Raw genomic sequence first — 12,311 nt, 5'->3', positions numbered from 1 at the left:
GTACTCGGCCCTTGAGAATCCTTCAGCCTTCGGCAACATGGCGGCAAGGCTGAGAGCATGAGGATGAGCAAGGTCATTTCCGCCGCATCACGGCGTTCGCCGCGCAAGACATCGATGGCGCTGACCGAGGCGCTGGTCGCCCGCACCTTGCGTGCGGTCGAGGATGCCGGGCCGACGCCGGGCATGGTCTACATGACCGATGCCGATTACGCGCGCATTCGCGACGAGGTGCTAGCCGGCGCGCCGGGCGGGCCGGTGAAGCTGTTCGCCTATGGCTCGCTTCTGTGGAAGCCGGCCGGCGAGGTCAGGGGTGGCGAACGGGCCGTGGCGACGGGCTGGCACCGTTCGTTCTGTTTTACAGTGCAGCGCTTCAGGGGCACGATCGAGCAGCCCGGCCTGATGATGGCGCTCGACCGCGGCGGCCAATGCCAGGGCATGGTGTTCGAGATCGCCGAGCCGGTGGCGGCCAATCTCGAAACGCTGCTGCGCCGCGAGATGACCATCCTGCCGGCCGTCAACGTGCCGCGCTGGCTGCAGGTCAGGACAGGCGACGGCATGTGCCAAGCGCTTGGTTTCGTTGTCGATCCCGCCAATCCACGCTACGCGGGCAAGCTCGAAAAGCGAGCGATAGCGGCGACCCTGGCCACGGCCGTCGGCCATTGGGGTTCGGGCGCCGAATATCTGTTCGAGACCATTCGCCATCTCGACACCTGCGGCATCCGCGACCGCAATCTCTGGCAGTTGCAGGAACTTGTGGCCGAGGAGATCGGTCGGGCGCTGCGGTCGGGCTTCATTCGTCCCTGAGCCAGACCAGCATCTCGCCGGAATCGCGGTGTCCCAGGCGAAATCGATGTTGTGCAGGTCGACGAGATGTCCCGCGCGCTCGCCGATGGCAGTATCGGGCATCGTGTGTCCTTCCTTCGGTTCTATGCCAGTGTGTTCGCCCATGCGCCGACAAAGGGCGGCAGCATGATGCACGTCTGCTGCTCGACAGCCTCGTTGCGCAGCCGCTCGGCGAGGGTATCGACTTCCACCTCGGCGGCGGTTGCGGTACCGACTGCCTCGGCCATCGGCAACAGGCTGCGCAACGTGCCGGCAATGTAGTCGTAGATCGGCGAGTCGGGTCCGCTGCCGGCGAGGCCGGCGGAGTTCATCCGCGGCGCCGGCAGCCCTGCGCCGGCGAACACCATGGGCAGCCTGCCACCCATGTCGACCTCGAAACCCGCGCGCTCGATCGTGTCGATGATCCAGCCGCGGCATTTGCCGAACAGCGGCGCCTCTGGAAAACTGCGGGTGAGCGGCATCGCCATTTCCTGGACGGCGACGATGCCGCCAGGCCGCAGGAAACCGGCAAGCCTGCGCAGGGTTGCGGCCGGGTCGGGCAGATACATCAGGACAAGCCTGCCGATCACCGCATCGAAGCTCCCGTCGGGCGAGAATGTATCAAGCTCGGCCGTCGTGAAACGTGTCCAGTAACACTGGCCGGATTCAGTGGCGCGCCGCTCGGCAATGTCCACAGCCTCTGCCAAGCGATCGACACCAAGCACGCTTCCCGCCGGTCCGACCAGCCTTCCGGCCAGCAAGGAGACATCGCCTACGCCGCAGCCAATGTCGAGCACGCGCATGCCGGGTCCTATGCCCGCACTGCGCAGGACATGCTCGGTAAGGTCGTGAATGAGCGCTCCCTGCAGCTCCAGGCGCTTGAATTCGCTTTGCGTGTAACCCAACGCATAGGGACGCGGATCCATGGGGCTCTGATCACGGCCGGTCTTCGGCGCATGTTCGGCAAGCAGATTGTACATGTTTGACTCCATGATCGATTTATCCGGGATTTGTGACCGCTGGGCAGCCTGATGACCGCCCGGGGCCCGACCGTCACCATCGGAGATCGGTGCTACAACGTGATTTCCGGAATCGGGAATTGCGTTACGAATGAAACAGGCGCCCGTGCCTGGCGTACCACGCAAGCGGAGAACCACCCTGCGCCCGGCGTTCGGACGCCACTATGATTTCGGCGCCCGCGGAACGAACACGATATGCGGCGTCTTCGGCGGACGACCGGGCGGCACATAGTCCGGAACCGGCGTATCGTCTGCCGGGAGCGAAAGCACATATCGGTGGATGGCGCGCAGGTCGGGCTCGCTCATGGCGCGCAGGTTGAACCATGGCATGGGCGGGCGCGTCTCGATCGTGCGCGCGAACTGTACCCAGTCGTCCTCGTCCATGGTCCGCAAAAATTGGCGAAGATTGGTCGGGTAAGTCGTACCCCAGGGCCCGTTGAAGCCGAGCGAATCGCCGATCAGCCATCGATCCTGCGGAACGTTGCCGGCCTTCTCCAGGTACCCTGGCGTGTGGCAGTCATTGCAGCCGCCGATTTTCACCAGGTATCGACCGTGCTCGATCGAAGCGGTCGCGGACGCCGCGCCGACCTCACCCTGGTTGAGCGTTGCGGCGGTGAATGCTGCGGCCAGGCCAAGGGCGGCAATTGCGATTAGAGCTCTTCGTGTCATCAGCTTCTCCGCTGCTATTTGACGCCGACGATCATCGAGTGAGGCCCGGCGAGATGCTCGCAGCGGACCTCCGCAAAGCCCGCCTCCCGCATCCAGCCCATGCCGTCGGCGCGCGTGTAGTCGAACCCGCCATTGGTGTTGACCAGCATGTTGAGGCTCATCAGCAGACCCGCAGCGTTCTCCCGTCGCTCGTCATCGATGATCTGGTCGTAGACGATGAGCACGCCTTGCTTCGGCAGCGCGGAATGGGCCTTTGCCAGCAGCGCGCGCTTCACCTCCAGGTTCCAGTCGTGCAGGATATGACCCATCACCAGCACGTCGGCGGAAGGCAGCGGCTCGGCAAGGAAGTCGCCGGGATAAAACCGAAGCCGGTCTGCAAGTGCGTGCCGCTCCACATAGGCCTCGAACACCGGCCGCATCGGCGGCAGGTCGAAACCGCCGCCGGTGAGATGCGGATGGGCGCGGCCGATCTCGACCGGAAGCCTGCCTTCGGCTGTGCCGATATCGATGAAGGTACAATAGTCCGCCCAGGGAAAATGCCGGGCGAGCGCCTCCGCCACCTGGAGGCTGCCGCCGGTCATCGCCTGCGCGAACATCTTTACCTTGTCCGGGTCCGAAAACAGCATGTCGAACAGATCTTCGCCGTCCTGGGTGCCGTTTTGCGGTTTGCCCGTCCTGAGCGCGTCGGTGAGCGAGCCCCAGTTCGCGTAAAGCAGCTGACCGGCCCTGGCGAGCATCCCGCCGACATAGGTCGACTTGTTGCGGTCAAGGTAGCGGTCAGTCACGGGCGTGTTGCAGTAGACGTTGCCCTCGCGCTCAAGCATGCGCAGCGCAACCAGCGCGTCGAAGAAATCCTGCGCTGCCCGCTCATGCAGTCCGAGCCGGTTTCTCAGTGTTTCCCCTTCGAGGGGTCCGGCCGCCAACTCCGTGAAAAGGTCAAGTTCGACGGCGCTCAGCAACGTCTTCGATGCCCAGAAGCCGAGGCCGAGTTGCATAAGGCTTTCGGGCGACAGTTCTGCGACGTCATTCGCCTGTTTCGTTACCTCGGTGATGGTTGCGTCCATAAGATTTCTCCTTCCTCAAGAGACCATGACCTTTCCAAAAAGCCGGTTCCCGGTTTTTCGGGATCATGGTCTGGGCGCGGGAGGACCATCGACTGGCCCGGCTACGGGTCGATTTCAGCCAGGTGGGATTTTGGTTACGGTTGTAACGAAGAAATCCGGCCGGCCGTGATCAGCCTGAATGCAGATGGCGGGCAAGACATTGTGCGACGGCGGCCGACAGCAGCGGCTTCTTGATGACTTCGCTTATGCCGGCCGCCGTCAGTTGGCGCGACCGCAGCTGACGGCCGTAACCGGTCATCAGCACGACCGGAAGGTCGGGCCGGATCTTGTGCAACCGGCCGGAGAATTCGATCCCTGTGATGTCGGGCATGACCTCGTCCGTCAGCACCAGGTCGAAGCGTTCCGGATCGGTGCGAAATGCGCTGAGAGCCGCGGGGCTGCGGTCGAACCCGACCGGCTCGTAGCCGAGCGCGGCGAGCATTTCCTCCGCAAGTTGCATCAGCGGCGTGTCGTCGTCGACGACGAGGATCGTCTCGCCGTTGCCATGCTTGACCGGCACCTCGGCGGCGTCGCTCTCGTCCTCGTTCTGGGTTGCTTCGGCGGCCTCGATCTGCGGAAAATAGATCTCGAAGGTCGTGCCTTCGCCGGGCTTGCTGTTCACGTCGACCGCGCCTCTGTGCGCTATGACGATGCCGTGCACCGTCGACAGGCCGAGCCCGGTGCCTTGCCCTGCCGGCTTGGTCGTGAAGAACGGCTCGAAGATACGCTCGAGCGTCGCCTGATCCATGCCGCTGCCGGTGTCCCTGACGGCAAGGCGGAGGTAGCGCCCGGCAGGCAGGTTGCCGTGCGACAGCATCCGCGCCTCGACGAATTCCGTCGTGTCGAGACCGATTTCCAATGCGCCGCGGTTGTTCATCGCCTGCGCCGCGTTGGTGCCGAGGTTCATCACCACCTGCTGAAGCTCGGTCGGATCGCCCATCATCGCCGCATCCGCGGCTGCAAGACGCGTCTGCACTGAAAGCGTGGCGGGGAACGAGGCGCGCAGCAGGTCGATCGCTTCGGCAACCACGGCTTCCGCCCGCAGCGCGTGATGCTGCCGCTCGTGACGACGGCCGAAGGCGAGGATCTGCTCGGTGACGTCCTGCGCCCGCCTGCCGGCCTGCATGATCTGCTGGACGTAGCGCCGCGCGCGCGACTCCTTCAGCAGCACCGCCAGCGCCATCTCGCTGTAACCAAGGACGGCACCGAGGATGTTGTTGAACTCGTGCGCTATGCCGCCGGCGAGCGTCCCGATCGCTTCCAGCCGTTGCGACTGATTGAGCCGCGCCTGCAGTGCCTCACGCTCGCGTTCGTTGTGCTCGCGCACGATGGCATTGGCGAAAATCTCGGCCGCGGTGCGCAGCAGTGCAATGTCGTCGTCGGCCCAATGCTTTTCGTGCGTGACGGTATCGAGAGCCAGAAAACCCAACCGCTCGCCGGCATGCCACATCGGTATGCACAGCCACGATCGAAACTGGTGCGCCTGCAGGGATGCCTTCTCCCGCCCCTCGGGAAGCTCGCCGACGCGGGGAACGTCGATGCAGCCCTGCCGCTCGTGGTCGGCCAGCGTCCAGCGTGAAGCCAGCTCGATCATGTCCTTCGACAGGCGGGCCGGCCTGCTCCCGCCCGGACGGCGATAGAAGTAGCCGCCGGAAGGATCGGCGATGTGGCTGACGAAAATCTGGGCGCCGTCGAGCCCGGCATGTTCGACCAGGCGCGCGAGGCCCTTGCTGATGCCGGCGCGGATGCGGTCACGCGGCAGATTGATGAACTGCGTGGAGATCGAGGCGATCAGGTCCTCGAATTCCAGCCGCTCGCGCAGGATCCGCGCGTTGCGGCGCAGGCGGGCGAACAGGTAGGCGACATAGCCGACGAGGCCCAACGCGGCGACATAAAGCAGCGTCTGGAACAGTTCGGCCCGCGCCGCGGCCCGCCCATGCGCACCGAGATAGACGTCCTGCAGCGCGCGAGCCCGCTCGCTCGTCGGCGCGGTCTGCAGGCGGGCGACGAGATCGTCGACCGCCGGAAGCCTGGTGACGATAAGCCGGCCGTGGGAGACGAGCGAGAGCACATCGCTTGCAGGCACGGCATCGACGGAGGGCCTTGCCAGCCGGTCGAGTGCGGCGGTTACTGCTTTTGCCGCATCCGGCTGGGGATCGCTGATAAACCGCGACATTGCGACCATCAGGGCTCCTATCTCGACCGCTCGAAGGCCGTCACCCTCGCCCGTGAGACGACCGCTCATATAGTTGAAAAAGTTCAGCGAGTTCTGCAGCAGCGCGTTATCGGACTTGAACCTCTCGACGAGCGCTTCCTCGTCGCGGATCGCGGCGATGACTTGGGCGATCAGCTTGTCGATATCCGCCCGTGTTTCGCCGCTTGCTACGTCGCGGGCAGCCGGCAGCGTCTGCGTCGCCTCATCCAGGTTCTCGATCGACCGCACAAGCGGATCGTAGCTGCGCAGCAGTCCCGCGCGTGCCCTTAAAACATCGCGTTGGAGTGCGGCGTTATAGAGGATGACGGTCCTGAGCGCATCGAGCGTGTGTTCGTGACGCGCCGCATCGGGAGCCGTGCCCTGCACCAGGAGGTAGGTCAGGGCGATGAGCAGGCAGGCAACGATCGGCGCCAGGATGCGTAGCGACTTCATTGCTGCAGACGATCGGCTGCGCTGGTCAACGGCCGGCCGCGATACTCGCCCGTCAGTGTCCCGAGGAATTCGACGATGAGATCGGCATCGCGCTGGTCAAGCTCCCGGCCGAGTTGGTTGCGCGCCATGATCTTCACCGCGTCTGCGAGCGATGCCGTGCGGCCATCGTGAAAATACGGCGCCGTCACCGCGACGTTGCGCAGGCTGGGAACGCGGAACACATGGCGGTCGCTCTCGGCGCCGGTAACGGCGAAGCGGCCGAGATCCGCCTTGGTCAGGGTCTTCTGGCGAGCGAAGGGATCCTGGAAGATGCCGAATTTCTGAAACAGATTGCCGCCTACGTTGGCGCCCTGGTGGCAGGCGACGCAGCCATAGGCTTTGAACAGTTGATAGCCGTGCTCTTCGTCGGTCGTGATGGCGTCGCGTTCGCCCTTGAGATAGCGGTCGAAACGGGCATCGGGCGTGATCAGCGACCGTTGAAAGACAACAAGCGCGTCGAGCACGTTTGTCCGGTCGGGAATGGCGCCGTAGACCCTCGCGAACCGCTGCGAATACTCAGCATTCGAGCGAAGCTTGGTCAGCAATTCCTCCCAACTCGTATTCATCAGCCTGTCATCGAGCAGGGCTGCCTCGTTCTGCTCCTCGAACGTGCGGAAATTGCCGCGCCAGTTCAGCCGGAAATCGAGCGCCGCGTTGAAGACGGTCGGCGTGTTGAAATCGAGCGGCTTGCCATCCGCCGCCACGGAACGGGCCAGACCGTCGTCGCCGCTGAGATCGAGCCTGTGACAGGAACTGCAGGCGACGACATCGCCATGCGACAGGCGGGCATCGTTGAACAGGCTCTCGCCAAGCGCGATCTTCGCCCGGTCGGAGGGGCCGCTGGCCGTGATCGGTGCAATCGGCTCGCCCATCGGCGGGGCCGGCTGATTGCTCTGGGCCAACGCAAAAGGTGCCGCTATTGCCAGGCAAAGCGGAACAAAAAGCCCCGCCCGAACCTTACCAATCTGCTGATGTGCCATCGAGCGAGCCTGTGGCAGGGTGTGCGATCACGTAGATCATCGGCGTTCACCAATAAATCGCCGAAAATCGACGTTTAAATAAAGCAACGGCTCGGTCATGAGTTCCATGCTTGCGGACGGTGCGAGATGTCAGCCGAACAAAACATTCGCCACGAACAGCAGTCGAGAGGCAGTATCGAGCAGCCAGCGGCGCCGAAGCATATCCTTGTCGTCGACGACGACCCCGAAATTCGTGATATGCTCACCAATTACCTGGAGAGCCAAAACTTCAGGGTTAGCGCGGTCGCCGACAGCCGGGCCATGTCGCGCGTCCTCAATGAAAAGCCCGTAGACCTGATGATCCTCGACATGCGGCTTGCCGATGAGGACGGGTTCGACATCATGCGGCAACTCGGCAGTCCGCCGGAAGCGCCCATCATCATCATCACCGGCCACAGGTGCGACGAGGTGGATCGCGTCGTCGGCCTGGAACTGGGCGCCGACGACTACATCACCAAGCCCTTCGGCCTCAGGGAGCTGCTGGCGCGCATTCGCGCCGTGCTGCGGCGATCGCGGTCGACGCAGCCGCAGCCGCGCGGCAAGAAACCCATACGCTATCGTTTTGCCGGCTGGGAGCTCGACATGCGGATGCGGCGCCTAAGGTCGGCAGCGGGCGAGGCGACGCCGCTGACCGCCGGCGAGTTCAACCTGCTGGCAGCCTTCCTGAAATCGCCGCAGCAGATCCTGAGCCGCGAGCAGCTTCTCGCTGCCAGCCGCGTGCACGACGAAGAGGTGTTCGACCGCAGCATCGACGTGCAGATATTGCGGCTGCGCCGCAAGCTCGAGGTCAATCCGAGCGAGCCGAAGCTCATTGTTACGGAGCGTGGCGCCGGCTACATATTCGCGACTGCGGTCGAGGTACTTTGAGCCGCTGCCGCGCCCAGCCTACTCCGCGCTTCTCAGCCAGACCAGCATCTCGCCGGGATCGCGGTTGTCCCAGGCAAAGTACGGCACGGCGGTGATTTTCGCGCCCTCGAGCGCCGGCGGTTCGGTGCGGTAGAGCCCCTCTTCCCAGTTTTCGAAAGCCTCCTTTTTGGCAATCGCCGAAAGTGTCACGACGCCGCCCAGAAGGTTCGGCTGCTGATGCGCCTTGATGTCTGCCGTTCGCGGCAAGGCGATGCGGTGCAACTGGCTGGAATTGTCGGTCTCCTCGACGCAATAGATCAGCGGTCCGCGCGCCAGCGCGACGCGGCCGATATCCTGTCGCACCTGCGGGTTGGCGTAGAGGCGGTCGACGGCCATTTCGAGGTCGAGCTCGACGCGGTCGCCCTTGCGCCATTCGCGGCGGATCGCGGCATAGCCGTCGCTGCTGATGGCAGCCAGATCGACATCGGCGCCGTTGACCTTGAGCGCTGCCTTGCGGCACCAGGCCGGCAAGCGCAGGTGCAAAGTGAACTCGGTCGGAGCTTCCGGTTCGACAGAGATCGAGACCGCGCCGTCCCATGGATAATTGCTCGTTTGGGTGAGCTCTATTTGCCGGCCCGCGATATCGAAACGAGCCGTGCCGTTTCCATAGAGATGGACGGCGAGTGCGTCGTCCGAGAGGCCGTAGAAATAGCTGCCGATCGAGGCGACCATGCGCCCGACATTGGGCGGGCAGCACGGGCAGCGGTGCCATTTCCAGCGGTGGTGGGCGCCGCGGCTTTCGAGCGGATTCTCGTAGAAGAACAGCGAGCCGTCGAGCGACAGGCCGGAGATCGAGCCGTTGTAGAGCGCCCGCTCCATGATGTCGGCGTAGCGCGCATTGGGACCCATGCCGAGCATGCGGCTTGCCCAGAACACCAGGCCGACCGAAGCACAGGTTTCGGCATAGGCGGTGTCGTTGGGCAGGTCGTAATCGGCGGTGAAACCCTCATTGTGCGACGACGGCCCGAGGCCGCCGGTGACGTAGAGGTTCTTGGTCATGAGGTCGTCCCACAGCCGGTCGAGCGCCACCCGCAGCGTGTCGTCGCCATATTCGGTGGCGATGTCGGCCATGCCCGAATAGAGGTACATCGCCCGCACCGCATGGCCGACGACTTTGTCCTGTTCGCGCACCGGCTTGTGCGACTGGTTGTATTCGTAAGTCTTGAAATGATAGGCCTTGGGGTCGGCGCCGCGGGCGCGCGCCTCCTCGTCGAAATAATGCGGCTCAAGCCCGCGCTGGTCGATGAAGTATCTGGCTAGCTCCATGTATTTGCGCTCGCCCGTCACCCGCGCCAGCTTGACCAGCGCCAGCTCGATCTCCTCATGGCCGCAATAGCCCTTCTTCTTGCCGGGCTCGGGACCGAACGTCTCGGCAATGTGATCGACATAGCGGCACATGATGTCGAGCAGCTTGCGTTTTCCCGTGGCCTGGTAATAGGCGACCGCGCCTTCGATCAGGTGGCCGGCGCAATAGAGCTCGTGGCAGTCGCGCAGATTGGTCCAGCGCAAGCCCGGCTGGATCCGCTGGTACCAGCTCGACAGATAGCCGTCGGGCTGCTGCAGCTTTCCATACATGTCGATGACGGCATCGATCTTCTTCTCGAGCTCGTCGTTGCGGCGGCGATAGAGCGAATAGGCGGCGGTCTCGATGGTCTTGCCCCAATCGGAGTCCCAGAACATCTGCGTCGTCACCGTCGATCCGGTGAACTCGTTGCCGGCGGTGGCCGCCTCGTCCGGTGAAGGTGAGTGGAACGGAATGACGACGCCGGGCGACGGCCGGTCGGGGTCGATCTGCTCGAGCATGCGCGCCTCGACGCAGCGGTCATAGAGGATGCCGGCGGTCTTTGAGGCGACGGCATCGACGCGGTCGCCCCAGAAGCCGCGCACGTCGACCTGCGGCACCGGCAGCGGGCGGAAGGCGAGTTTCGGCTTGGCGCCCTGACTGGCGGATTGCGATGCGGTCATCAATTTACTCCGGTTCGGTTCGGTTGGTCACTTCACGGCCCCTGCCATCAGGCCGCGGATGTAGAAGCGCTGCAGCAGCAGGAAGAGCACCAGGCACGGCACCATCATGACGGTGACGCCGGCCTGCACGGCGCCCCAGTCGATGGCGCCGAAGCGGCCGGACTGCAGCGCGGTCATCATGATCGGCAGCGTGAATTTCGACTGGTCTGTCATCAGCACCAGCGCCGCCAGAAACTCGTTCCAGGCGCCAAGGAAGGCGAACAGCGCGATGGTGACGATGCCCGGCCAGACCAGCGGCAGCATCACTCTGAGCAGCATGGTGACGTTGTTGGCGCCGTCCATGCGGGCGGCCTCCTCGATCTCGCGCGGCACCGCGTCGAAGGCGTTGCGCATCATGAAGATCGAGAACGGCAGCTGCAGCGTGACGTAGACGCAGACCAGCCCGGTCAGCGTGTTGTGCAGGCCGATTTTTGTCAGCACCAGGAAGATCGGCGTCAGGATCGACTGGAACGGGATCATGATTGTCGACAGGATGACGACGAACAGCAAGTTCTTCAGCGGAAAGCGGAAGCGCGAGAAACCGTAGCCGGCGAGCACGCTGACGATCACCGACAGCACCACGGTCATCACCGAGACGTAGATGCTGTTTTGTGCCGGCAGCCAGAGGCCGTCGCCGAAGGTGTTGAGCGTGGCGTAGTTCTCGAGCGAGATGCCGCTGGTCGGCCACGGCGGCAGCGGCGGCTGGCGCGCTTCCTGCGCCGGCTTGAAGGCCGAAAGCACCGTCCAGACGATCGGTGCCAGGAACAGAATGGACGCGATGATGCCGGTCGAGTGCTCGGCAATCTGCATGGCGATGCGGCGTTTGCGGGTGCGAGCCTGCGCCATCAGTCGACCCCTTCCGGATTGCGCAGCAGCCGCAGCTGGATAAGGCTGAGCGCCACCAGGATGACCAGCAGGACCATCGAAAGTGCTGCGCCATAGCCGAGCTTGAACGACACGAAGGACTGGTTGAAGATCCAGTAGACGGCGGTCAGCGTCTGGTTGCGCGGGCCGCCGCGCAGGATGATGTAGAACTGGTCGAAGGCGAGGATCGAGCCGGCGACCGACAGGATCAGCGCCAGCGCCAGCGTGCGGCGCATCAAGGGCAAGGTAATCGCCCGGAACCGCGCGAATGGCCCTGCCCCGTCGATCATCGCCGCTTCCTGCAGATCCGGCGGGATCGACTGCAGGCCGGTCATCAGGATGATCATGGTGAAGCCCGCCACCTTCCACACGACCATGGCGATGATCGACCAGAAGGCCGGCTGGAAGGTCGCCAGCAGGTTGAATTTCTTCTCGGTCAGGCCAAGCTCGAAGGCGGCCGGGCTGAACAGGCCGGAATCGACATTGAGCAGCCACGACCACAAAAGGCTCGCCGAGGCGAAGCCGATGACCGCCGGCATGAAGAAGGACGTGCGGTAGAAGCCGGTCAGCTGCCGCGGCCTTTCGATAAACAGCGCCAGCGGAAAGGCGACAGCGAAGATCGCGATCGTCACCACCACCGTGTAGTAGCCGGTGAACTTCAGCGCGTTCCAGAAACGGGTGTCGCGCAGGATCGCCCAGTAATTGTCGAGCCCGATGAAGCTATGCGCGCCCATCAGCGGCCAGTTGTGCAGCGACATCCAGGCGGTCATGCAAAGCGGCACGATGAAGAAGACGACGACAAGGGCAACGGCCGGCGCGACATAAAGCAGGCCGATCCACTGCCGGCGGCCGGCGCCGACCAGTTTGTATGCGCGCGCTGGCGCGGCGGTGGTTGCTGTGATGGTGGTCATCGCTGGCCTTCTCCTTCTCCCCTTGTGGGAGAAGGTGGATCGGCGCGAAGCGCCGAGACGGATGAGGGGTGTTGGAAGGAATGCCGTCCGAGCCAAGCTGGAGCACCCCTCATCCGTCGCCTTCGGCGACACCTTCTCCCACAAGGGGAGAAGGGGGAGCCAACGTTGCGACGGCGTACTGTGATGGTGCTCATGCCTGTTGTTCCATTGGCGGGACGTCCCCCTCCCCCTTGAGGGGAGGGTCCGGTCGAAGGCCGGGGGTGGGGTCCTCCGCGAAGCGCGCCGACATCAAAAGAGCGTCGAGCACT

Annotated in this window: 10 protein-coding genes; 2 read left to right on the top strand and 8 right to left on the bottom strand. The window is 64.1% G+C overall.

The window, feature by feature from the left end:
• The first annotated feature begins 63 nt into the window (after window positions 1-63).
• The gene (locus tag NKH33_RS29060; RefSeq protein WP_352922764.1) at window positions 64-804 is read left to right on the top strand and encodes a gamma-glutamylcyclotransferase; all 741 of its coding nucleotides are present in this window, start codon (window positions 64-66) and stop codon (window positions 802-804) included.
• 122 nt (window positions 805-926) lie between these two features.
• On the opposite strand, the gene NKH33_RS29055 is transcribed toward NKH33_RS29060, so the two are convergent.
• The 5 genes from NKH33_RS29055 to NKH33_RS29035 all read right to left on the bottom strand — a co-directional run bounded on the left by NKH33_RS29055 (window position 927) and on the right by NKH33_RS29035 (window position 7,171).
• Window positions 927-1,814 (bottom strand): class I SAM-dependent methyltransferase, encoded by an 888-nt coding sequence (locus tag NKH33_RS29055; protein WP_352922761.1) that lies wholly within the window; start codon window positions 1,812-1,814, stop codon window positions 927-929.
• 189 nt (window positions 1,815-2,003) lie between these two features.
• Window positions 2,004-2,510 carry a hypothetical protein gene (locus tag NKH33_RS29050; protein WP_352474406.1) on the bottom strand — a complete coding sequence of 169 codons (507 nt, stop codon included), beginning with the start codon at window positions 2,508-2,510 and terminating at the stop codon, window positions 2,004-2,006.
• Between the two features lie 14 nt (window positions 2,511-2,524).
• Window positions 2,525-3,574: a methyltransferase gene (locus NKH33_RS29045; protein ID WP_352922759.1), complete on the bottom strand. Its 1,050-nt coding sequence runs from the start codon at window positions 3,572-3,574 to the stop codon at window positions 2,525-2,527.
• Window positions 3,575-3,743: 169 nt separating this feature from the next.
• Window positions 3,744-6,260, bottom strand: a complete 2,517-nt coding sequence (locus tag NKH33_RS29040) for a two-component system VirA-like sensor kinase (RefSeq protein WP_352922757.1) — start codon at window positions 6,258-6,260, stop codon at window positions 3,744-3,746.
• Window positions 6,257-7,171 carry a cytochrome-c peroxidase gene (locus tag NKH33_RS29035; protein ID WP_352617418.1) on the bottom strand — a complete coding sequence of 305 codons (915 nt, stop codon included), beginning with the start codon at window positions 7,169-7,171 and terminating at the stop codon, window positions 6,257-6,259. Before NKH33_RS29035 ends, NKH33_RS29040 begins: the two co-directional genes overlap by 4 nt.
• A 234-nt stretch (window positions 7,172-7,405) precedes the next feature.
• Between NKH33_RS29035 and NKH33_RS29030 the strand changes: the two genes are divergently transcribed.
• Window positions 7,406-8,185 carry a response regulator gene (locus NKH33_RS29030; protein ID WP_352617421.1) on the top strand — a complete coding sequence of 260 codons (780 nt, stop codon included), beginning with the start codon at window positions 7,406-7,408 and terminating at the stop codon, window positions 8,183-8,185.
• 18 nt (window positions 8,186-8,203) lie between these two features.
• Here the strand turns inward: NKH33_RS29030 and NKH33_RS29025 are convergent, their stop codons facing one another.
• The 3 genes from NKH33_RS29025 to NKH33_RS29015 are packed head-to-tail and all read right to left on the bottom strand — an operon-like array spanning window position 8,204 to window position 12,003.
• Entirely contained in the window at window positions 8,204-10,189 is a 1,986-nt protein-coding gene (locus tag NKH33_RS29025; protein ID WP_352922753.1) for a glycoside hydrolase family 127 protein, read from the bottom strand.
• Between the two features lie 27 nt (window positions 10,190-10,216).
• Window positions 10,217-11,074: a carbohydrate ABC transporter permease gene (locus NKH33_RS29020; RefSeq protein ID WP_352509445.1), complete on the bottom strand. Its 858-nt coding sequence runs from the start codon at window positions 11,072-11,074 to the stop codon at window positions 10,217-10,219.
• Window positions 11,074-12,003: a carbohydrate ABC transporter permease gene (locus NKH33_RS29015; protein WP_352452309.1), complete on the bottom strand. Its 930-nt coding sequence runs from the start codon at window positions 12,001-12,003 to the stop codon at window positions 11,074-11,076. The genes NKH33_RS29020 and NKH33_RS29015 overlap by 1 nt, the downstream gene beginning before the upstream one ends.
• Window positions 12,004-12,311: the final 308 nt, after the last annotated feature.

The organism is Mesorhizobium sp. M1182 (assembly GCF_040318335.1).
In the GTDB taxonomy this organism is placed as follows: domain Bacteria; phylum Pseudomonadota; class Alphaproteobacteria; order Rhizobiales; family Rhizobiaceae; genus Mesorhizobium.
The sequence above is the reverse complement of the archived record's forward strand: the minus strand, read 5'-3'. Positions and strand labels throughout refer to the sequence as shown.